Here is a 22121-nt window from a genome sequence, read left to right as displayed (position 1 = left end):
GACGAAACACGGAGGTCCGCGGTGTCCGAGCACTCTCTTCCAGCATCTCCCTCCGCTGCGCCGACCGCCGAGCAGGTGGCGGCGGCCGGGGCCGAGCCGACCTCGGCGGCCAGCGCACGGCACGCCGAGCTGAGCGACGAGATCCGCGGGCATCAATACCGCTACTACGTGCTGGACTCGCCGACCATCGCCGACGCCGAGTTCGACAAGCTGCTGCGCGAGCTGGAGGGCCTGGAGCAGCAGTTCCCGGCGCTGCGCACCCCCGGCTCGCCCACGCAGAACGTCGGCGGCACGTTCTCCACCCAGTTCACCTCGGTGGACCACGCCGAGCGGATGATGTCGCTGGACAACGTGTTCGACGAGGACGAACTGGCCGCCTGGGCCGAGCGCACCCAACGCGACGCGGGTGGCCCGGTGGAGTTCATCTGCGAGCTCAAGGTCGACGGACTGGCGATCAATCTGACGTACGAGAAGGGCAAGCTCGTCCGTGGCGCCACCCGTGGCGACGGGCGCACCGGCGAGGATGTCACGCCCAACGTGCGCACGATCCGCGAGATCCCCGAGCGCCTCACCGGCGACAATCCGCCCGACCTGCTGGAGGTGCGCGGCGAGATCTACTTCCCGGTGTCCGCGTTCGCCGACCTCAACGCGTCACTGGTCGAGGCGGGCAAGGCGCCGTTCGCCAACCCGCGCAACGCCGCCGCCGGCAGCCTGCGCCAGAAGGACCCCCGGATCACCGCGTCCCGTGGGCTGCGCATGGTGGTGCACGGCATCGGCGCGCGCAAGGGCTTCACGCCCGACTCGCAGTCGCACGCCTATGAGGCGCTCAAGGCGTGGGGGCTGCCCACCAGCGACCGGTGGCGCCTGGTCGAAAACCTGGCCGGCGTGCACGAGTTCATCGAGAGTTACGCGGGCAAGAACCGGCACTCCGTCGAGCACGAGATCGACGGCGTGGTCATCAAGGTGAACTCGGTGTCCATCCAGGGCCGGCTCGGCTCGACCAGCCGGGCGCCGCGCTGGGCCATCGCCTACAAATACCCGCCCGAGGAAGTCACCACCAAGCTGCTCGACATCTCGGTGAACGTCGGGCGCACCGGCAGGGTCACCCCGTTCGCCATCCTCGAACCGGTCCGGGTCGCCGGCTCCACCGTCGCGCTGGCCACCCTGCACAACGCCCGCGAGGTCGAACGCAAGGGCGTGCTGATCGGCGACACCGTGGTGCTGCGCAAGGCCGGCGACGTCATCCCCGAGATCCTCGGCCCGGTGGTCGACCTGCGCCCCGAGGGCGCCCGCCCGTTCGAGATGCCCACCGAGTGCCCCGAGTGCGGCACCCCCTTGGCCCCGGCCAAGGAAAGCGACATCGACATCCGCTGCCCCAACTCCCAATACTGCCTTGGCCAGCGCCGCGAACGCCTGTCCGCGGTGGGCAGCCGCAACTTCCTGGACATCGAGGTGCTGGGCGAGAAGGCGGCCCGGGCGCTGCTCGACTCCGAGGTGGTCCTCAACGAGGGCGACCTGTTCGCGCTGACCGCCGATGACCTGCTCAAGGTGCCGTTCTTCGTCAACATGGACGGCACCCTGGGCAGCAACGCGGCCAAGATGCTGGAGAGCCTGGAGGAGGCCAAGAAGCGTCCGCTGTGGCGTTACCTCGTGGCGTTGTCCGTACGCCATGTCGGCCCCAAGGCCGCACGCGGACTGGCCCTCGAGTTCGCCTCGATGGAGGCAATTCAGCAGGCCCTCGACGAAGGCCGCGTCGACGAGGTGTCCGCCGTCGAGGGCGTGGGCCCCATCATCGCCGAGAGCCTGCGCGAATGGTTCACCGTCGACTGGCACCGCGACATCATCGACAAGTGGCGCGCCGCCGGCGTGGTGATGGCCGACGAGCGTTCCGACGCCGGCCCCCGCCCGCTGACCGGCATGACCGTCGTGGTCACCGGCACCCTGTCCACCCACACCCGTGACGAAGCCTCCGAGGCGGTCCTGGCCCAGGGCGGCAAAATCAGCGGCTCGGTCTCGAAGAAAACCGCGTTCGTGGTGGTCGGCGACAACCCGGGCAGCAAATACGACAAGGCCCTGCAGTTGAAGGTGCCGGTGCTGAACGAGGAAGGCTTCGCGGTGCTGCTGGCCTCGGGGCCGGACGCGGCTCGCGAGGTAGCGGAGATCGCCGAGGAGCCGCCGCAGGAGTGAGCGCTCACCCAGTCCGGGGCCGACCCACCTGTCACGCCTCGGCTTGGTGGCCCTGGCGTGCGAGCAGCTCGGTAGTCGCGGTCCTCGGCGTCCACGGCGGTCAGTCCAGCCGGACGCGGCCGCTCGCCGGGGCCCGCGCCTGACGCCCGCTGCCGATCCGACGACCTGCTTCTCCCTGCCACACCGCCTGCCGACCTGCCTTTGCGGTGCTGCGGCGGCCGTACCCCAACGGGTGATCTTCATGGGGATCCGAGTGGGAAACGTTATGGCGATTTGATAACGCAGAACACGTTTCGCGGCATTTTGTCCATGTGGATCTATGGTGAGGGGGATCGGTTTGGCTGGCCTGCGTCTGGTAGGTGGCCGCGGTCGCCGCACGCCAATCGGTCGGTCGACGCCATCGTGGAGGTCGCATGGATGCCGCACAGTTGCGCTGCTCCATGCCGGGGAACCGGCGGGCGCGCAGAGCCCGTCGCGGGGCGGGGGTGGCCGTCGGTGCCGCGCTGCTTGTCGACGCGGGGCTGTGGCTGGTTTTCCCCGGATCTTTCGCGGATCTCCACGCCGAATTCTGGGTCCTGGCGGCCTTGGCCCTCGCCGTCGATGCCCGGCCTTACGTGCTCGCCAACCGGCGGGCCAGCGCGGTTGTTCTGCCTTCGATCTGCTTCACCTTTGCCATAGTGCTGGCTTGGGGGTACGTCCCCGCCCTGGCAGTCCAACTGGCGGGCATCGCGATATCCGGAGTCCGGCTGCGCCACTCGAACCGCCGGGCACTCTCCCTCGCCGCTCAGCACGTCGTCGCCTTGGCCGCCGCGGCCCTGGTGGCCGGGCTGACCGGCCTGCACATCGACGGTGCACCGACCTGGGGCGACGCCGTCCTGACCGTCGTCGCCGCAGCCGCCTGGATCCTGGCCCGCCACGCCGCCGCCACCGCAATAGAAACCCGCACCCGAGCAACCGGAAACCGCTTACCAGCAGCCGGGCCCCGAGCAGCAAAAGGCCAACCTCACCAGCGCCGCCGCCTGGAACTCTTCGCCACGGCCGCTTTCCTTCTGCTCGGCCCGGTTGTGTTCGCCGCGGCCCAAGCCGGCCTGACCGTCGTTCCCCTCGTCCTGCTCGCGCTGCATGCTGTACAACGCATGATCCGTTCTGCCCGCGACTCCGAGCGCACCGACGCCCTCACCGGCCTGCCGAACCGTCGCGCGCTGCAGACCACCGTTGCCGAACGCGGCGGGGCCTTGCTGCTGCTCGATATTGACCGGTTCCGAACGGTCAACGATGCGCTGGGGCACGCCCTTGGTGACCGGCTGCTTGTCGAGGTGGGACAACGGCTTGCTGCGTCCGTACCGGATCACGATCTTGTTGTGCGGTTGGGGGGCGACGAATTCGCCGTGCTGGCCACGCGCGTGCAAGGGGTTGCCGCGGCGCGGCGGGTTGCGGCTCATTTGACCGATGCGCTGGGGACGCCTTTTGCGCTCAATGGTCTGCCGGTTGATGTGAGCGCTTCCATCGGAATTGCGTTGCAGCCGGGGGACAGTGCGACGCTTCTGCGCCGGGCCGAGTCGGCGATGTACGACGCCAAGCAACGAGGCGCCCAATTCGCCGTTTACACAGGGGATGCCGAGCCGCCCGCGCCGGACCTTGCCCTGCTTGCGGATCTGCGCGAGGCATTGCGAACAGGCGACGGCGGTATCACCATTTACTACCAGCCTCAGGTGGCCATTGCGACCGGCGAAGTGGTCGGCGTCGAAGCCCTGCTGCGCTGGCAGCACCCCGAACGCGGCATGGTCGGGCCGGAGGAATTGCTGCGCGTGGTCGAGAAAACGCCAATCATGCGCAGGCTCACCAGTCGCGTTCTGCACGAGGTAATCGCCCAGCTGGCCGATTGGAACACGGCGGGCCTTCCCTTGCGGGCATCGGTAAACGTCAGCGTCCGGGATTTGCACGCGCCGGGCATTGCGACCGAAATTCAAGACCTTCTGCACCGGTACGAGGTGACCCCCGACCTTCTTCAGCTCGAAATCACCGAGTCCGCTCTCATGGCCGACCCGCACCGCGTGCTGGATACGATCACCCGTCTGGACCGCGCCGGAGTAGCCATTTCCCTTGACGATTTCGGCACCGGCTATTCCTCGCTGCAACATGTGCGCCGGATGCCATTGTCCGAGGTGAAGATCGACCGGTCCTTCGTGCTCGGCATGTCGGCGAACCGCGATGACGCGGCGATCGTGCGCTCGGTGGTCGACCTGGCCGGGTCCCTGGGGCTGCGGGTGGTCGCCGAGGGCGTCGAGGACGAGCGGACCTGGCGGCTGCTGGCGGCGTACGGCTGTCATGCCGCGCAGGGCTGGTTCCACGCCCGGCCCATGCCCGCGCCCGACTTGGCGGAATGGCTGGCCCGCTACCGGCCGCTTCCCGGTGCGCTCGCCACCACCTGAGCGGGGTCAAATAGACTCACCGGGTCGGAATTTCTCAAGCCAACCAGGGGGCACGATGGCCGCCATCTCCCGCGAAGAGGTAGCGCACCTGGCGCGCCTGTCGCGGCTCGCCGTGACCGAGGAGGAGCTGGACAAGTTCGCCGGCCAGCTCGACGTCATCCTGCAGTCGGTCGCCCGGATCGGCGATGTGGCTGCCGAGGACATCCCTCCGACGTCGCACTCCGTGCCGCTGACCAACGTCTACCGCGATGACGTCGTGCAGCCCAGCCTCCAGCAGGACGACGTGCTGGCCGGAGCGCCCGATGCCGCCGAGGGCCGGTTCCGCGTGCCCCGCATTCTCAGCGAAGAGGAGTGAGCGCCGTGAGTGACGTCACCCGGATGACCGCGGCGCAGATCGCCGGCCTGGTCGCCTCCGGTGAGGCCTCCGCCGTCGAGGTCGCCACCGCCCACCTGGACCGGATCGCCGCGGTCGACGAGCGCGTGCACGCGTTCCTGCACGTCGACCGCGAGGGCGCGTTGGCCGCTGCGGCCGGCATCGACGCCCGCCGGGCCAGCGGTGAGCAGCTCGGCCCGCTCGCCGGGGTGCCGGTCGCGGTCAAGGACGTGATCGCGACAAAGGGCGTGCCCACCACCGCTGCCTCGAAGATCCTTGAGGGCTGGAAGCCGCCGTACGACGCCACGATCGTCGAGCGCCTGCGCGCGGCGGGCACCGTGTCGCTGGGCAAGACCAACATGGACGAGTTCGCGATGGGCTCCTCCACCGAATACTCGGCCTACGGGCCCACGAACAACCCGTGGGACCTGGGCCGCATCCCCGGTGGCTCGGGCGGTGGCAGTGCCGCTTCGATCGCCGCGTACGAAGCCCCGCTGGCGATCGGCACCGACACCGGTGGCTCGATCCGCCAGCCCGGCGCGGTCACCGGCACAGTCGGCGCCAAGCCCACCTACGGCGGCACCTCCCGCTACGGCCTGATCGCGTTCTCGTCCTCGCTCGACACCCCCGGCCCCTGCGCCCGCACGGTCGAGGACGCTGCCCTGCTGCACGCCGCGATCGCCGGGCACGACCCGCGCGACTCGACGTCGATCCCGCAGCCGGTGCCCGACGTGGTCGCGGCCGCGCGCCTGGGCGCCACCGGTGACCTGACCGGCGTGAAGCTCGGCCTGGTCAAGGAGTTCGCCGGCGAGGGCGCCGAACCGGGTGTCATGGCGGCGTTCCGCGAGTCGGTCGACGCGCTGGTCAAGCTGGGTGCCGAGGTCGTCGAGATCTCCTGCCCGCACTTCGAGTACGCGCTCCCGGCGTACTATTTGATCGCCCCGAGCGAGGCCTCGTCCAACCTGGCCCGCTTCGACGGCGTGCGCTACGGCCTGCGCGTCGGCGACGACGGCAATCGCGCGCTCGAGGAAGTCATGTCGCTGACCCGCGAGGCCGGCTTCGGCCCCGAGGTCAAGCGCCGCATCATCCTTGGCACGTACGCGCTGTCCAGCGGCTACTACGACGCCTACTACGGCCAGGCCCAGAAGGTCCGCACGCTGATCACCCGCGACTTCACCTCGGCGTTCGAGCAGGTCGACGTGCTGATCTCGCCGACCACCCCGTTCGTGGCGTTCCCGTTCGGCTCGCGCACCTCCGACCCGTACCAGATGTATCTCGCCGACCTCTACACGATCCCGACCAACCTCTACGGCGGCCCGGCCATCTCGGTGCCGTGCGGGCTCTCCGAGGGTCTCCCGGTCGGCTTCCAGGTCATGGCCCCGACCATGGCCGACGACCGGATGTACCGCGTAGCCGCCGCCCTGGAATCAGCCGTCGGCACCTTCACCCCGCCCGAGCTGTAAGGGGCGAGCCCGATGCTGACCAGGATTGAGATCGACGGCTTCAAGTCCTTCCGTGACTTCAAGCTGGACATCCCGCCTTTCCTGGTCATCATCGGGCGCAACAATGCCGGCAAGTCCAACATCTTCGACGCCATCCAGTTCCTCAGCCGGCTCGCCGGTCAACCGGTGCTGGAGGCGGCACAGCAGACGCGTGGCGACATAGCTCACCTCTTCCACCGGTTCACCGATGGGACTCCGGTCAGAGTCATGTCTTTTGCGGTCGAGGTGCTGCTGGACGGCTCGGTAACCGACGCCTTCGGGGACTCGGTTCGTGTCAGCCACTCCCGTATTCGCTACGAACTCGTCATCGAGTTGCGGGAGACGGGCCATACCAGGGCTCTCCGGCCCTTCGTCGTCCGAGAAAGCGCCCGGAAGATCAGCCAGGCTGATGATCGATGGATCAGGGACCTCGATCATGCGGCCAGACCGCAGGTGAAGTACTCCGGCGGCGTGGCCGATCTCCTGCAAACCGACGAGGATGAGCAGGGTTTTCCCCGGTTCAGCATCCTGGAGCAGGACAATCCGAGCCGCGCAAGACACCTTCGCGCTATCTCCGCGACCGCGAGCGTGTTGTCCACGCTCACGACGGCGACGGATCTGCCATTGCTGTACGCCCTGAAGCGCGAATTGCAGTCCTGGCGGCTGCTGTACCTCGATCCGAGCGCTCTGCGACGGCCGGACTCCTACGACGATCCCGACATGCTGGCTACCAATGGCGCCCATCTGGCCAATACACTGCGTCGTCTTGTTGATGAAACCGGCGACGCGGATCGGCCGGACGGAGTGCTGAACGACCTGTCCGCCGACGTGGCCACCATCATTCCCGGCATTGTCCGAGTGGCCTTGAACGAGGATGACGCCCGGCGTCAACGGCAGGTCGAGGTGATCACCCAGGATGAGGCCCCATATTCGGCGCTGGTGGCTTCGGATGGCACTCTTCGCACAATTGCTCTTCTCACCGCCCTCTACGATCCGGCTGGTGCCGGCTTGATCTGTTTCGAGGAGCCGGAGAACGGCATGTTCCCGGGGAGGCTCTTCCAGTTCGTCGAGTCCTTGCGCCTCCTGGTTGACAGAGGGCGTAAAGAGGGCGCCCTGACCCAGCTGATCGTCAGCAGTCACTCGCCGGCCATTCTTAAAGCCCTGAAGCCGCCCTCGGGAAGGGTCCGGCAGGACGCCATCTATTTGGATGTGGCAACCCGGGCCGGTAAGGGGCAGGCACGCAGCCGCATCAGTAAATACCGGTATCTGATCGGCTCGGCAGCCTCCGCCGAGGACGACCTGCCACCGGGCGTCGTCGTCAGCCCCAGCGAGATCGCCGAGTTCGAAGTATCCGCGGCCCTGGAACGCTGATGAGGCATCTGACCTCAGCTCTCATCGCGGAAGGCGCCACCGACGATCGGTTCCTTCCTCCCTTGCTGGCCCGGATGCTGCAGGACATCTGCGCCGACTTCGATGACTCCGTTGAGGTCGCCGACGTGCGGGCGGTGCGCGAGAAGAAAGGCCCCCGCAGCATCGACGAGGTGCTCGAACTCGTTGATCTCAACCGTGGAAGTTTCTCCATCGTCTTCTTCCACCACGACCAGGGCGCCCGCCCCGGCCGTACGGAGACCGAATGGCTGGAACCGTTGCAGGTCAGGTGGGGATCTCGCAGCGAGCGGCTGATCGCCGCCGTGCCGGTCCGCGAAACAGAGGCGTGGATGCTGGCGGACGGGGATTCCCTGCGGCGAGCCTTGGGGGTGCGATGGCCCGACGAGGAATTGGGTGTCCCCGCACATCCGAAGCATGTCGAGAGCATCGCGGACCCGGAGCAGACCCTCGACCGAACCATTACCAAGCTGAGCAGATCCACCTCCGACCACTACAGTCAGCTCGGTGCGATGGTGTCGCTTACCAAGCTTCGTGACGTGCCGGCCTTCGATGTGTTGTGGCGTCAAACCCGCGAAGCTCTTGCAGAGCTGGGCTTCCGCTGAGGGTCTCTCTTCTGTCGGGCGTAGTCGTTAACTATCTGGTGGGTCAGGGCCATCGTTGACGGTGACCGGCGTTGGACGTCGTCGTCTGTGCAGTTGAAGCCGCGGACGACCAGCTCCGGCATTGTTTGCGGGTTGAACGCCTTGTGCAGGTCGCGCTGGTAGACCTCCACCCGGCAAATGCTGGCCGGGCCACAATCATGGCCGCCGGTGCGATGCCAGCAACCGCGGGGACGGCGGGAAATTGCGGATGACCGGCGAGGCCGACGGCGCCAGCGGATGGCTGGCCGGCGAAGCCGGTCAGCGACGCAGGTGAACATCCTGCTCAGGAGGGGGTTACCGGGCTGTCGAGCCAGGCGTTGATGAGCTTGCTGTAGTCCGTACCGGTCTGCTTCTGCACGAAGGCGATGAAGGACGCGCGATCCTGCTGGGTGTTTTTCTGCGTTTGTACCCACGCCGTGCCGAGCGCGAAGAACTTCGCGTCGCCGAGCTTCTTGTGCAATTGCTGCAGCATCGCAGCCGGGCACATGTAAACGTTGCCTTCCGCGAAGTTGGCCGCCTGTGGACTGCCGGGCGGCCCGAGTTCCGTGCGCAATGCCGTGTCCCGGCCGCGGAGGTACGTTTCGAGTTGCTGATCGCTGAGGTGGGTGACCTGCTGCTCCCACAGCAATTGCGTGTACGTCGCCCAGCCCTCGTTCAGCCACAGATCCCGCCACGTTGCCGGGGTCACCGAGTCGCCGAACCACTGGTGGGCGTACTCGTGCAAAAGGTCTTCCTGGAACCCCGCACGTTTCTGCTGATCGAAGACCCCGACCTTGCCCCCCATCGTGATCATCTGCTGGGTTTCCATGCCCGACGCCGAATCAACGAGCACAATGCCCGCGCTCGCAAACGGGTACGGCCCGAAGCGCTCCTCGAGGAACCGCAGATATTCCGGTGACTTCTTGAGCGACGACAGCAGCGCGTCATCGATGCCGGGGCGATACCAGTACGTCAACGGCAGACCATGCGGCCCGGTCGCGGTGACCTTCTTGTACTTACCGACCGCGAGTGTCGTCAGATAGGTAGCAACCGGGTCCTTGCTCTGATAACGAAACGTGGTTCCCTGCTGCCCGGCCGGCGTGCCACTGGCCACCGCGGACCAGCCCTTCGGCACCGTCACAGAAATGTCGTAGAGCGCCTCATCGGAGGGCATGTCATTTGCCGGATACCAGGTAAATGCCCCGAACGGTTCCTGCATAGTCCACAGCCCGCCATCATCGGTCACGGTCAGACCCAGCGGCTCGGTATCGGAGCGGTGCGAGGGCATCGGCGTGGTCTTCGGCCGCCCGCTGTATCTCACCGTCAGAGTGACCGTCTTGTTCGCGGTCACCTTGGCCGGCACCACCAACTTCTCGTTCTTGACGCTCGCCGCCACCTGCCTGTTGTCAACCAGAACTGATTTCAGCGTGTACGGCATGAAGTCGAGAACCACCTCAGGCGCGTCTGTGACCGGACGTACCTGAACAGTCGCCATGCCGTCGAGAACCTCACGCCCGGGGTCCCAGCTCAAGTCGAGCCCGTAATGCAAGACGTCAATGTTGTCCTGGCCGCGGTTGGGGTAGATCGGGTCCGCTATCGGCTGGCCCGCTGCCGTTGGTGCGCTCTCCCGGGGCGTTGCTTGGCCTGTAACTCCGGCTGCTGACGGCTTTGCTGCCGGCTTCGTTTCGGGGGTGGAGCAGGCGGTGAGCAGGGCGGCTGAGAGCAGGCTCGTGGCGAGCAGGACGGGACGGAGCATGGCGGTGACCGTACCGAAATGGGCGCCCGCCGTGGGGACACCAGAAACGGCTACTAGGCTTGTGGGTTGTCGGATCCCGCAGTCACCTGGAGTCCAGCGCATGAGTACGACCGTGCTTCCCACCTACGACGATGCTGTCGCCCGCTACGAGCCGGTGATCGGCCTCGAGACGCACGTCGAGCTCGGCACGAACACGAAGATGTTCTGCGGTTGCCCGACCGAGTTCGGCGCCGAACCCAACACCCAGGTGTGCCCGGTCTGCCTGGCCCTGCCCGGCGCCCTGCCGGTGGCCAACCGCGCCGGCATCGAGGCCACCATCCGCATCGGGCTCGCGCTCAACTGCGGCATCGCCACCTGGTGCCGGATGGCGCGGAAGAACTACTTCTACCCCGACATGCCGAAGAACTACCAGACCTCGCAGTACGACGAGCCGCTGTGCACCGACGGCTATGTCGACGTGGAACTGGACGGCGAGACCTTCCGCATCGAGATCGAACGCGTGCACCTGGAAGAGGACACCGGCAAGACCCTGCACGTCGGCGGGGCCACCGGCCGCATCCACGGCGCCACCGAGTCGCTGGTCGACTACAACCGCGCCGGCATCCCGCTCGTCGAGATCGTCACCAAACCGGTCCCCGGCCTGGGCGCCCGCGCCCCCGAGGTGGCCCGCGCCTACGTCAGCGAGCTGCGCGACATCATCCGGTCTCTTGGCGTCTCCGACGTCCGCATGGAGCAGGGCTCGCTGCGCTGCGACGTCAACACCTCGCTCAACAAGTCCGGCGAGGAATGGGGCACTCGCACCGAGGCCAAGAACGTCAACTCCCTGCGCTCGGTCGAACGTGCCGTCCGCTCCGAAATCATCCGCCAGTCCGCGGTCCTGGACGGCGGCGGCTCGATCCTGCAGGAAACCCGCCACTTCCAGGAGGACACCGGCGACACCCGCCCGGGCCGCTCCAAGGAAACCGCTACGGATTACCGCTACTTCCCCGAGCCCGACCTGGTTCCGATCGCGCCCGACCCGGCCTGGGTAGCCGAACTCAAGGCTGCGCTGCCCGAGCGTCCCAGCACCAAGCGCGCCCGCCTGCGCGAGGAGTGGGCCATCAGCGAACTCGACATGCAGTCCATCGCCAACGCCGGCGCCGTCGAGCTGATCGAGGAGACCATCGCCGCCGGAGCCAACCCCGCGGGCGCCCGCAAGTGGTGGATGGGCGAACTGGCCCGCCGCGCCAACGAAACCGGCGTCGAGTTGTCGGCCGTCGGCGCCACCCCGGCGCAGGTAGCCCAGCTCCAGAAGCTGGTCGACGACGGCAAACTGAACGACAAGGTAGCCCGCCAGGTCCTCGAAGGCGTCGTCGCCGGTGAAGGCGATCCCGCCCAGGTGATGGCCTCCCGCGGACTCGAGGTTGTGTCCGACACCGGCGCTCTGCAGGCCGCTGTTGACGAGGCGATCGCGGCCAACCCGGATGTTGCGGCGAAAATCCGGGACGGGAAGGTGGCTGCTGCGGGTGCTCTGGTTGGTGCGGTCATGAAGACCACTCGGGGGCAGGCTGATGCTAAGACGGTTCGGGAGTTGATTCTCGCTCGGCTCAGCTGAGCACTTTTTCTTGCGGTTGACGGCCGGGCTGGGCACGGCGGCCATCTTGGCGGCCGGAGCCGCCTGCCTTTTGACGGCGCTCGATCCGCGGGCCCGGCGGCACGCGCTGGCGGTGGCCACCCTGGAGATCATCGCCGAGGTAGGCATTGGGCGGAGCACGCATCGGGCCGTCGCGGCGCGGGCCGGGGCCGATCGGCGGCAGGTGGTCAGCGGCTCGGGGTGATGCCGGGGGTCACCCCGTTGACCACCGACGGATTCGTGGTCGGTTCGGGGCTGGTGCCGATGACGTTGCGCTGAACCTCGACGTTGGACTGCCCGGTGCCCCCCAGCCGAATGTCGTCGTACGCCTTCAAGCTCTGGTTTTCGTCGAAGTAGAGCACCGACATGGCCAGCGGCGTGGGCTCCTTCTTCTCCAGGCCGCGCAGGCCAGCGCCGCCGGTTGAGCCCTCCACCAGCAGCCGCGTCTGCATCGGGGCCGTGGCCGCCGCCGAGGGGGAGGGCGCCGGGGAGGCCGAGGCCGTCGACTCGGACGGGGGCGGGAGCAGGCTCACCGAGCGCTGGTGGGTGTGCCCGGCCAGTACCAGCGGGACCGTGCCGGACAGCGGCGGGGCCATGGCCGGGTCATGTACCAGCGCCACCCCGACCTTGGTCTTGGCGGCGCGGATCGTGGCGGCGAGTTCGTCGCCCGCGGCCAGCAGCGGGCTGGTGCCCAGGTCATCGGCGCCCGCGGGGGCCTGGGTTTCGCTCTTGTCGGGAGTGAACTCCGGGTCGCCGATGCCGGCGATGGTCAGCCCGTTGATCGTGATGATCGAGTTGTCGAGGACCTTGGCGTTCTTCTGCCGGGCCACAGCGGCCTGGATCGCCGCGGAGTCATGGTTGCCGCGGATGTAGATGTACGGGACGCCGACCGTGGCGATGGTGTTCACGTACGACGTCTCCGGGCTGCTGCCCCAGTCCACGATGTCGCCGGTGTCGATGATCGCGTCGATGTCCCACTGCTTGACCACCGTCTTGATCACGCTCCACGACGCCGGGTTGAGGTGCAGGTCCGAGACGTGCAGGATGCGCGTGGTGTTGCCGGACGGCTGCACCGGCAGGCTGGAGACCGTGGTGTAGATGCGGCTGACGTTGCTGACCAGCTCGGCGAGCTGATCGGCGTACCGGCCGTAGTTGTCGGCGATGCGCCGCGCGTCACCGACCACCGCCGGCGCGTTGACCAGCAGGCCCTCGTAGCGCGGTTCGCTGATCGAGTCGGGGCGGATCGTGCCGGCGGCCAGGCCCAGGCTGCCGCCGGTCACCACCAGCGAGATCAGGCCGGCCGAGGCGACCCGGCGGATGTTGCGGAAGATCAGCGCGGACAGCAGCAGCGAGCAGACGATCGCCGCGCCGAGCGCCCGCAGGCTGAGCTTGAGCACACCCTGGGTTACGTCGTCAACCGCGGACTGGCCGGCGGCGCTGATCGCGGTGGGGTCGTCGATCAGGGCCTCGGTGCGTTGCTGATCCAGCGAACCCAGGTTGACCTTGAGGTGGATGGGCCCGTCGTGGCTGTCCAGGTGCAGCGAGCCCAGCGGCGGGATGTCGATCTCGGTGCCGCCCTGCACGGACGGGCTGATCGACATGTCGGCGCGGAACGGCCCGACCGCGATCTCGGAGTGGGCCAGCAGCATCGTGCCGACGACGACGCCGGTGAGGCTGACCAGCAGCACGGCGGCCCAGACGCCGAGGCGCCGGGTCCACGGGTGCCGGCGTACCCGGCCCACCAGGTCCTTGGTCTTCGTCAAAGTCATATCCATGGTCAACGCCCAAGCCTGCCCCCGCGGTCCCGTCGTCAAACGATTACCAGCGTCAGCTGCGGCCTGCGCCACCTTCCGAGAACACCAGGCGAATGATCTGGTCGTCGTCGGGACCCGGGTCGCCACCCTCCTCCTGGTTGGAGGTGGTGACCCACAGCGACCCGTCCGGCGCCGCGGCCAGCGCGCGCAACCGGCCGTACTGACCGGTCAGCAGTTTCTGCGGCTGCCCGACGAGCGTGCCGTTGCCGGTGGTGCTGACCATCCAGATCCGCACGCCGCCCAGGCAGGCCGTGGCGATGGTCCGGTCCAGCACCGCCACGCCCGAGCAGTAGGAATCCGCGATCGGCCACGTGACCAGTGGGTTTGTGTACTTGGGATCGTTGGTGGTGCCGTCGGCTGCCGCCCAGCCGTAGTTCTTGGCCTTCTGGATGACGTTGAGCTCGCCGTTCTTGGGCTGGTCGGACTCGCTGGCGTACATGCGCTTGCCCGAGTCCCAGGCGATGCCCTGCACGTTGCGGTGCCCGCTGGACCAGACCGGGGAGTCCTTCACCGGGTTGCCCGGCGCGGGCTTGCCGTCGGCGGTGACGCGCAGGATCTTGCCGCCGAGGTTCTTCGGGTTCTGCGCCTGGGTGCCCTTGGTGGCGTCGCCGGTGGTCACGTACAGCATGCCGTCGGGTCCGAAGGCCAGCTGGCCGCCGTTGTCGTGGGCCGAGTGCGGGATGCCGGTCAGGATGGGCTGCGGCTTGGCTTTGAGCTTGAGCTTGGCGACCCGGTTGTCCTTGTCGGTGGAGTAGTAGACGAACACCGTCTGGTCGCTGGCGTACTTGGGGGAGACCGCGATGCCCAGCAGCCCGCCATCGCCGCCCGCGGTGACCTCGGAGAGCCGCTGCACCTCGGTGACCTTGAGCCCCTCGGCGTCGGAATCCGGGCCGACCTGCAGGATGCGAGCAGTGTCGCGCTCGGTGACCAGCGCCGAGCCGTCGGGCAGGAACGCCAGGCCCCATGGCACCTCGAGGCCCTTCGCGAGCACGGTGACCACGGCTTCCTGCGCCGACTCGCTGCCGTCGGGCCCGGAGGACTCCGGTGCCGAGGCCGAGGGGGTGGGCAGGTTGGGCGGCTCGCCCGCCACGTCGGGGTCCGGTGGGCCGAAGCTGCAGGCGGTGCCGGCCAGCAGCACCACACCCAGCGTCACGGCACTCGCACGCAACCGGCGACTGCGCTCGCTCACACGACCTCCTCGTTCACGACTCCAGCGTAGCCGCGTCTAACTTGTGGGACATGAAGGTGTGGATCGCTCATGAGAAGGCGCTCGGGCTGCTGGGACAGCTTCCGGCCGGGGTGGACGTCGAGGTCTGCGAGGACGCGGTCAGCTGGCCGTCGGACCCGGCGACGGTGCAGTTCTGGGTGCCGCCGTTCGCGTCGGTGACCCGTGCGGTCGATCAGCTACCCGCGTTCACCGGGCTTGAGGTGGTCCAGCTCCTGTCCGCCGGCGCCGATGCCTGGGCCGGGCACACGCGCTCCGACGTGCAGCTTTGTGACGCGCGAGGGGTGCATGACAAGCCCGTGGCCGAGTGGGTGATCGGCGCGGCGATCGCTGCCTTCCGGCAATTTCCTGCTTGGGTACGAGCCCAGCGCGCCGAACAGTGGGGCGTCCCCGGCAGCACCCCGACCCAGGAGCTGACCGGCAAGAAGGTGCTGATCGTCGGCGCGGGTTCGATCGGGCGGGCCGTGGAGCAGCACCTGGCCCCGTTCGACGTGACGATCACCCGGGTGGCCCGCACGGCCCGGCCGCGGGACGGTGTCCATGGCGTCGAGGAGCTGGCCGGGCTGCTGCCGTACGCCCAAGTCGTGATCTTGCTGGTGCCCTTGACCGAGCAGACCCGGGGGCTGGTCGACGCCGCGTTCCTGGCCGCGCTGCCCGACGGCGCGCTGCTGATCAACGCTGCGCGCGGACCGGTGGCTGGCACCGACGCGCTGGTCGCCGAGCTGGCCAGCGGCCGGATCAGCGCGGCGCTCGACGTCACCGATCCGGAGCCGCTGCCGCCGGGTCACCCACTCTGGCAGCTACCGAACGTCCTGATCACCCCGCACATCGGCGGGTCGGTGCACGGGCTCGGACCGCGCGCCTACGGGCTGGCCGGGGATCAGATCCGCCGCCACGCCGCCGGGGAACCGCTGATCAACCTGGTGACCGAGGGTTACTGATCCTCCGGAGGCGAGCTGACCTCCTGGCCGCCGGCCGCCAGCACGGCCGGGAGGTTGTCGGTGGTCACCGCGGTCAGCGGCACCACCCGGTTGTCGTTGGTGCGCACCGAGATCCGGTTGCGCTCGTCCGGGGCGAACGCGGTGATCTGCGGCCAGGTCAGCGTGGTGCTGCCGAACAGCGCCCGGACCTTGAGCCCTTCGGGGAAGACGTCGGTGCCCGCGCGCCAGGCCCAGACCATCACGGCGAGCGGGATGAGCAGCAGCGGCGCCAACTGCCAGGTCACCCCGGCGAACGGCACCGTCCCGACGAACGCGATGAAGGCGGCGAGGACCAGCGCGCCGGACCGGCGTACGCGCAGAACAGGCTTGCGACTCACCCAGCCATCCTCCCACCGGCACGCCCGGGTCTTTCGGCCAGGCCCCGCAGGCGATCTTGGTGTCCATACCAGACAATCGGCTGGTACGAAGGCAGCCGGGCCGCACGTAACCTGTCCGGGGGACGATCGTTACCCGCAGTGGGGCAGCGTTCCTCGCGCCGCCCTCCCCTCAGCCCCCTCACCCCGCAGAGGTTCCGTCGACGTGGCAGTGCCGCTCCTCGCGCGCTCTTTCACGCGGGTCAGCACCCGTGTGGCGTTTCTCGTCGCCCCCGTGGCGGCTGCCCTGGTGCTTGTCGCCGGGATGACCGGTCTGCTCGACCCGGTACTCGCGCTGGCCAGCGCCGTGGGCATCGCCGCCGTGTTCGCCACCGCCGTGCTGTGGCGTACGGCCCTGGCCATCCACCACGACGAGCAAGCCTTCGCCGCCTGCCGCGGTGCCGGCCTGATCGGCACAGCGACCCTGCTCACCGGGGTCACCTGCGGCCTGCTCGCCGCAGGGCAGGGCTGGGCCGCGGTCGGTGCCGCGGGCGCTGTCGCCGCCTTCTTCGTGCTCGGCACCGCGCTGCTGCCCGGCGCCGCGTCCACCTTCGCGGTCCGGCTGCGGCGGGTGTTCGACGGGCTCGGCCTGGGCATCAGCCTCGGCTTCGCGGCCTACCTGGTCACCCCGATGCGCGAGACGCCGGTCGCGGCGCTGGTTTGCACGTTGCTGACCGCCACCGGCATCTCCATGGTCACCGTGATCGTGCTGCGAGCGCGGCTGCACCGCCCGGCGGCCCTGCGCTGCGGGATGGGCGCGATCGCGTTGATGATCTCGCTGTGCATCGAGGTCAACTTCGTGCTCTGCGGCATCAAGGGCTGGAGTGTGCCGCTGTGCGGTCTGGTCGTCGTGGCCCGGCTGGCGCTGACCGCCGAGGGCGGGTCGCGGCGGCACCTGCCCACCCGGATCGAGCCCCGTGAGCCCGACCAGTACCTGTCCGGCTACCCGCTACTCGCGGTGCCAGCCGCGGTCGGGGTGGTCGCCGCGCTCTACCACCTGTTCTTCGTGGGCAACTTCGACCGGGCCGCCGTGGTGCTGGGCATCCTGATGGTGGCCGTGCTGACCATGCGCGAGCTGCTCGTGGTCCGCGACATCCGGCGCTACACCGGCCAACTGCGCACCAAGGAAGCGCACTTCCGCTCGCTGGTCGCCGGGGCCACCGACCTGACCCTGGTGCTCGACGACGAGCTGCTGATCCGCTGGCAGTCCCCGGCCGCCGCGAGGCTGTTCGGGCTGGCCGACGCCGAGGTGATCGGCCGTACGTTCCTGGAGCTGATCCACCCGGACGACGCCGCCGACGCCAAGGCCGGGATCGAGGTCCTGCTCGCCGGGGAACGCGAGGACGGCCCGCCCGCCCTGCTCAACGCGCGGCTGCGCGACGGCTACGGGATCTGGCGCGACACCGAATCCACGGTGGCCGACCAGCGCGGGGTGCCCGAGGTGGCCGCGCTGGTGGTGCACGTGCGCGACGTCGGCGAGCGCCGCCACCTGGAACGCACGCTGCACCGGCTCAGCTACACCGACCAGCTCACCGGGCTGGCCAACCGGCGGGCGCTGATGCGCGATCTGCTCGAGTTCCGCCGCCGCGCCGGTCAGCAGGGCACGCTGCTGGTGATCGACCTGCACGGGCTGGCCGAGATCAACGACAGCCGGGGCCGCGAGACCGGGGACGCGGTGCTGATCGAGGTGGCCCGGCGCATCCGGGCGCTGCTGGCTCAGGAGGACGTACCGGCGCGGCTGGGCGGCGACGAGTTCGCGGTGCTGAGCACCGATGGCGCGGTGCTGGCGTATGCCCTGGCCACCCGGATCGTCACCGCGCTGGTCGAGCCGTACCAGCTACCCGGCACCATTGTCGAGCTGCACACCAGCGTGGGGCTGGCCGAACTGGCCGGTGGCAAGGACTCCGACGAGCTGCTGCGCCACGCCGACCTGGCCCGCAGCCGCGCCCACCAGCTCGGCCGCGACCGGGTGGAGTGGTACGACACCGACGTCGAGATCCAGCTGCACCGGCGCATGGATCTGGAACGCGAGCTGCTCGGGGCGGCCGACCGGGGCGAGCTGGACCTGGTCTTCCAACCGGTAGTGGCGCTGGGCGACGCGCACCCGGCCGGCGTCGAGGCGTTGCTGCGCTGGCGGCACCCCCGGCTGGGCACGGTTCTGCCGGCCGAGCTGCTGCCGATCGCCCGCGCGGTGGGTTGCGCCGCCGAGCTGGACGAATGGGTGCTGGACGCCGCCTGCCGTCACCTGGCGAGCTGGTCGAGCGGCGGCACCGACTTTTGGCTGTCGGTGAACGTCGCACCCCGCGAGCTGCTCACCGCCCGCTTCCCGGAGCACGTCGCGGAGATCCTCGCGCGCCATGCCATCGCCCCGGAACGGCTCGTGGTCGAGGTGCAGGAGACGTGGGTTGCGGAGGACGTTCCGGCCATCGTGGCGGCGCTGACGGCCTTGCGAAAATTAGGGGTACGGGCAGCGCTGGACGATTTCGGCGCCGGCCAGGCCTCCCTGGCGCACCTGCGCCGGCTGCCGGTCGACATGCTCAAACTGGACCAGTCGCTGCTCAACCAGGGCGACACGGCCAGCACCACGCCCGCGGTGATCGACGTGGTGGTCAGCCTGGGCCGCCGGCTCGGCTTGCAGTTGGTGGCCAAGGGGCTGGAGAGCCAGGACCAGCTCGAACGCGCCCATCAGGCTGGGTGCCACTTCGGGCAGGGCTTCGCGGTGGGCCACCCGGCCCCGGCCGAGCGCATGGAGGCCTACCTGGACAGCCACCGTAGCTGAGGCCCGTCCTATCGGACCGAGACGGCCTGCGACGCCGCTAGACGGTCCAGCGGTCGTAGGGGTGCCGGCCGGGGCGGAAGCCGAACGACTCGACCATGTCGACGGCCTCGCGGAAGCCGTGGGTGATGCCGCCGGGCTGGTGCGAGTCGCTGCCGAAGGTGACCACCCGGCCGCCCTCGTCGCGGAACCACTTGACGAGTTCCGGGAAGGGCAGGTTGCGAGTGTTCACCTCGAGGGCTCGATCGGTGGCGGCGAGGGCGCTGAGGGCGTACCGGAAACCCTCTTCGAATTTGCTGGGGTTGAACGGTCCCAGGCTTGCGGGCCAAGCGCGCGTGGGGTAATCGAGGTGGGCCAGCACGCCGAACAGGTCGGAGCCGTTGATCATCTTGGTGATCTCGGCCAGGTAGTCGTGGATGAGCTGGTCGGCCGGCCGGTCGAGGTAGATCCCGGAGACCTCGGCAAGCACCGCGTCGGGGCCGACGGGCAGGCAGTGCAGCGAGCCGAGCACCCGTTCGAAGCCGCCCTCGTGGAGCAGCGCAGAGGCCTCGGACCGGACCCAGTGCGACTCGCCGAGCTCGACGCCGTGGATGATCCGCAGTCCCGGGAACTTGGCGCGGCAGCGCTCCAAGCACTCACGGTAACCCTCCACGTCGAGCCGGGGCGGCACCAGCATGCCCTCGGGTGTCGCGTGCTTCTTGCGCGTCGGATCCTCGAAGATGTTCTTGTTGAGCAGCTTCCACGTAGTGAAATCGGCATGCTCGGTGAAGGCGATAGCGGGCAACCCGATCTCCACCGCCCGCGCGCAGGTCTCCTCCATGGCCCCGAGCGGCGCATCCCACGACCACTCACTGTGCACATGCCCGTCCGCGGGAATAACGTCCATGATCACCATTCTGCTATGCGGACGGGCTCGCCGGGCGACCGGCGCCCAGCCGGGGGAAGGGTTCATGCAGCGGTCAGGGACTCGTTACCGCGCGACGCGGCCAATTCTGGGATGCGCGGCAAGCCGTGACACGGTTGGATCACCGCCATGAGCCAGTTGTATCCCGACATCGAACCGTTCGCCCACGGCCTGCTCGACGTCGGGGAGGGCCACTGCGTCTACTGGGAGAGCTGCGGCAACCCGCACGGCAAGCCCGCGCTGGTGTTGCACGGTGGTCCCGGCTCGGGCGCGAACGCCGACTGGCGGCGGCTGTTCGATCCGGCGATCTACCGGGTGGTCCTGTTCGACCAGCGCGGCTGTGGACGCAGCACCCCCGACGCGGGCGACGTGCGCAGCGACCTGTCGACGAACACCACGCCGCACCTGCTGGGCGACATCGAGAAGCTGCGCGTCCACCTGAACATCGACAAGTGGTTGCTGGTCGGCGGATCCTGGGGCAGCGCGCTCGCCCTCGGCTACGCCGAGAAGCACCCGGACCGGGTCAGCGAGATTGTGCTGTTCAGCGTCGTCACCAGTACCCCGGCCGAGCACCGGTGGCTCACCCGCGACCTCGGCCGCATCTTCCCCGAGCAATGGGAACGTTTCCGCGACGCGGTGCCGGTGGCAGAGCGTGACGGCAACCTGCCCGCTGCTTACGCCCGGCTCCTGGCCGACCCCGATGAGACGGTACGGGACCAGGCCGCGCGTTCCTGGTGCGCCTGGGAAGATGCCCTGGTCTCCAACGTGCCCGGCAGCAAACCCGACCCCCGGTACGACGATCCGGCGTTCCGGATGACCTTCACCCGCCTCGTCACCCACTACTGGGCCCACGACGGCTGGTTCGCCGACGGTGAGCTGCTGGCCGGGGCGCACCGCCTCGCCGGCATCCCCGCCGTCCTGGTCCACGGCCGTCTCGACCTCGGCAGCCCCGCCGGCATCCCCTGGCGCCTGGCCAACGCCTGGCCCGACGCGAGGCTCGAACTGATCGACGAGGCCGGGCACGGCACGGGCCGAGGGGTTGGCGGTGTGGTGATCGAGGCGCTGGACCGCTTCGGTGCTGCTTCTGGCACGCTTTAGCGGTGCGGCTGTTCGTCCCCGGCTCAGGAAGCGGGCGGTGCCGTGCTGCCTCTCGGGGTCAGGTGGGCGGTGCCTTCCTCGCTGTTCGGCACCGGTTCGCCGGCGATCGCGGCCAGCAGGGCTCGCGCGGCATGGGCGCCGTACGCGGCGATGTCTCGGCTCAGGGCGGTCAGCGGTGGGTGGACCAGCGAGCACAGCGGCGAGTCGTCCCACGCCACGATCGACAGGTCGGCCGGGACGCTCAGACCCATCTCCTGGGCCACCGACAGGCCGGCCAGGGCCATCACGTCGTTGTCGTAGATGATCGCGGTGGGGCGTTCACCCGCGCTGAGCAGGCGGCGGGTGGCCCGTCCGCCTTCCTCGCCGGTGTAGTCCGAGGGGACCGTCAGCGCTGAGCTCAGGCCGAGGGACGCGCAAATCTCGGTGAACGCGCGGGTGCGGGTCTGGGTGTGCAGCAGGTCCGGCAGGCCGCCGACCCGGGCGATGCGGCGGTGCCCGAGGGCCATCAGGTAGCCGACTGCCTCGCGGATGGCACCGGCGTCGTTGGACCAGAGCTGGGTCAGTCGGCCGGTGTCGCCGGGGCCGCCGAGCACCACGGCGGGCAGTTGCAGTTCGTTGAGCACCGGGATGCGCACGTCGTTCTCGCGCAGGTCGGTCACGAAGACGCCGTCCACCCGGCGCTCACCCCACCAGCGGCGGTAGACCTCGGTCTCGGTTTGCGGGCTGGCCACCACCTGCAGGGTCAGCGCGTACGAGCGGGCGGCCAGCTCCTGCTCGAAGCCGCTGATCAGGCCCATGAAGAACGGCTCGATGCTGAGGATACGCGCGGGGCGGCTCAGGGTCAGCCCGACCGCTCGGGAGCTGGCTCCGGACAAGGCCCGGGCGGCGCTGTGCGGGTTGAAGCCGATCTCTTCGGCGATCGCCATGATGCGGCGCCGGGTGGCCTCGGACACGCCGGGCTGGCCGTTGAGGGCGTATGACACCGCGCCCTTGGACACGCCGGCCTTGCGGGCGATGTCCGCGATAGTCGGCCGCTTCACGAGCCCCCGCCTTTCTCATGTTCCAGCGCCCACCGCGGTGGGGCGCTCTCACGCTACCGC

Annotated in this window: 17 protein-coding genes; 11 read left to right on the top strand and 6 right to left on the bottom strand. The window is 69.1% G+C overall.

All coding sequences use genetic code 11. The features are described 5' to 3' along the window. Window positions 1-21: 21 nt before the first annotated feature. The 6 genes from ligA (at window position 22) to TFC3_RS26795 (ending at window position 8464) form a co-directional block, all read left to right on the top strand. Window positions 22-2187 (top strand): NAD-dependent DNA ligase LigA, encoded by a 2166-nt coding sequence (ligA, locus tag TFC3_RS26820; RefSeq protein WP_067505533.1) that lies wholly within the window; start codon window positions 22-24, stop codon window positions 2185-2187. Between the two features lie 413 nt (window positions 2188-2600). Further along, the gene (locus tag TFC3_RS26815) at window positions 2601-4619 is read left to right on the top strand and encodes a bifunctional diguanylate cyclase/phosphodiesterase (RefSeq protein WP_067505530.1); all 2019 of its coding nucleotides are present in this window, start codon (window positions 2601-2603) and stop codon (window positions 4617-4619) included. 55 nt (window positions 4620-4674) lie between these two features. Further along, a complete protein-coding gene (gene gatC / locus TFC3_RS26810) occupies window positions 4675-4974 on the top strand; it encodes an Asp-tRNA(Asn)/Glu-tRNA(Gln) amidotransferase subunit GatC (RefSeq protein WP_067505529.1) in 300 nt (99 codons plus the stop codon). Between the two features lie 23 nt (window positions 4975-4997). Then, a complete protein-coding gene (gene gatA, locus TFC3_RS26805) occupies window positions 4998-6455 on the top strand; it encodes an Asp-tRNA(Asn)/Glu-tRNA(Gln) amidotransferase subunit GatA (RefSeq protein WP_369819693.1) in 1458 nt (485 codons plus the stop codon). A 12-nt stretch (window positions 6456-6467) separates the two neighbouring features. Beyond that, a complete protein-coding gene (locus TFC3_RS26800; RefSeq protein ID WP_067505526.1) occupies window positions 6468-7844 on the top strand; it encodes an AAA family ATPase in 1377 nt (458 codons plus the stop codon). Continuing rightward, window positions 7844-8464: a DUF4276 family protein gene (locus TFC3_RS26795; RefSeq protein WP_067505524.1), complete on the top strand. Its 621-nt coding sequence runs from the start codon at window positions 7844-7846 to the stop codon at window positions 8462-8464. The genes TFC3_RS26800 and TFC3_RS26795 overlap by 1 nt, the downstream gene beginning before the upstream one ends. Before the next feature lie 322 nt (window positions 8465-8786). On the opposite strand, the gene TFC3_RS26790 is transcribed toward TFC3_RS26795, so the two are convergent. Continuing rightward, window positions 8787-10238 (bottom strand): M1 family metallopeptidase, encoded by a 1452-nt coding sequence (locus TFC3_RS26790; RefSeq protein WP_067505521.1) that lies wholly within the window; start codon window positions 10236-10238, stop codon window positions 8787-8789. Window positions 10239-10338: 100 nt separating this feature from the next. On the opposite strand from TFC3_RS26790, the gene gatB reads away from it, so the two are divergent. Next, a complete protein-coding gene (gene gatB, locus TFC3_RS26785) occupies window positions 10339-11832 on the top strand; it encodes an Asp-tRNA(Asn)/Glu-tRNA(Gln) amidotransferase subunit GatB (RefSeq protein ID WP_067505514.1) in 1494 nt (497 codons plus the stop codon). Between the two features lie 10 nt (window positions 11833-11842). Continuing rightward, window positions 11843-12055 (top strand): hypothetical protein, encoded by a 213-nt coding sequence (locus TFC3_RS38850; protein ID WP_067505511.1) that lies wholly within the window; start codon window positions 11843-11845, stop codon window positions 12053-12055. On the opposite strand, the gene TFC3_RS26775 is transcribed toward TFC3_RS38850, so the two are convergent. Both TFC3_RS26775 and TFC3_RS26770 read right to left on the bottom strand, forming a co-directional pair. Then, window positions 12039-13619, bottom strand: a complete 1581-nt coding sequence (locus TFC3_RS26775; protein WP_369819692.1) for a metallophosphoesterase — start codon at window positions 13617-13619, stop codon at window positions 12039-12041. The two genes, TFC3_RS38850 and TFC3_RS26775, sit on opposite strands and share 17 nt — an antisense overlap. 58 nt (window positions 13620-13677) lie before the next feature. Continuing rightward, on the bottom strand, window positions 13678-14853 hold the full coding sequence (locus TFC3_RS26770; protein ID WP_082772325.1) for a sorbosone dehydrogenase family protein: 1176 nt from the start codon (window positions 14851-14853) through the stop codon (window positions 13678-13680). A gap of 50 nt (window positions 14854-14903) precedes the next feature. Between TFC3_RS26770 and TFC3_RS26765 the strand changes: the two genes are divergently transcribed. Continuing rightward, on the top strand, window positions 14904-15830 hold the full coding sequence (locus TFC3_RS26765) for a 2-hydroxyacid dehydrogenase (protein ID WP_067505502.1): 927 nt from the start codon (window positions 14904-14906) through the stop codon (window positions 15828-15830). Here the strand turns inward: TFC3_RS26765 and TFC3_RS26760 are convergent. After that, the gene (locus TFC3_RS26760) at window positions 15824-16207 is read right to left on the bottom strand and encodes a PH domain-containing protein (RefSeq protein WP_067505499.1); all 384 of its coding nucleotides are present in this window, start codon (window positions 16205-16207) and stop codon (window positions 15824-15826) included. The genes TFC3_RS26765 and TFC3_RS26760 overlap by 7 nt on opposite strands. A gap of 202 nt (window positions 16208-16409) precedes the next feature. Here TFC3_RS26760 and TFC3_RS26755 point away from each other — a divergent pair, with 202 nt between their 5' ends. Further along, window positions 16410-19022, top strand: coding sequence for a bifunctional diguanylate cyclase/phosphodiesterase (locus TFC3_RS26755; RefSeq protein ID WP_236718329.1), 2613 nt, complete (start codon window positions 16410-16412; stop codon window positions 19020-19022). Between the two features lie 37 nt (window positions 19023-19059). Here TFC3_RS26755 and TFC3_RS26750 read toward each other — a convergent pair whose 3' ends face one another. Beyond that, window positions 19060-19905 (bottom strand): PHP domain-containing protein, encoded by an 846-nt coding sequence (locus TFC3_RS26750; protein WP_067507679.1) that lies wholly within the window; start codon window positions 19903-19905, stop codon window positions 19060-19062. A gap of 147 nt (window positions 19906-20052) precedes the next feature. On the opposite strand from TFC3_RS26750, the gene pip reads away from it, so the two are divergent. Continuing rightward, complete coding sequence (gene pip, locus TFC3_RS26745) at window positions 20053-21021, top strand: prolyl aminopeptidase (RefSeq protein ID WP_067505485.1); 969 nt, start codon at window positions 20053-20055, stop codon at window positions 21019-21021. 23 nt (window positions 21022-21044) lie between these two features. Here pip and TFC3_RS26740 read toward each other — a convergent pair whose 3' ends face one another. After that, window positions 21045-22061 carry a LacI family DNA-binding transcriptional regulator gene (locus TFC3_RS26740; protein ID WP_067505481.1) on the bottom strand — a complete coding sequence of 339 codons (1017 nt, stop codon included), beginning with the start codon at window positions 22059-22061 and terminating at the stop codon, window positions 21045-21047. Window positions 22062-22121: the final 60 nt, after the last annotated feature.

The organism is Actinoplanes sp. TFC3 (assembly GCF_001553785.1).
In the GTDB taxonomy this organism is placed as follows: domain Bacteria; phylum Actinomycetota; class Actinomycetes; order Mycobacteriales; family Micromonosporaceae; genus Actinoplanes.
The sequence above is the reverse complement of the archived record's forward strand: the minus strand, read 5'-3'. Positions and strand labels throughout refer to the sequence as shown.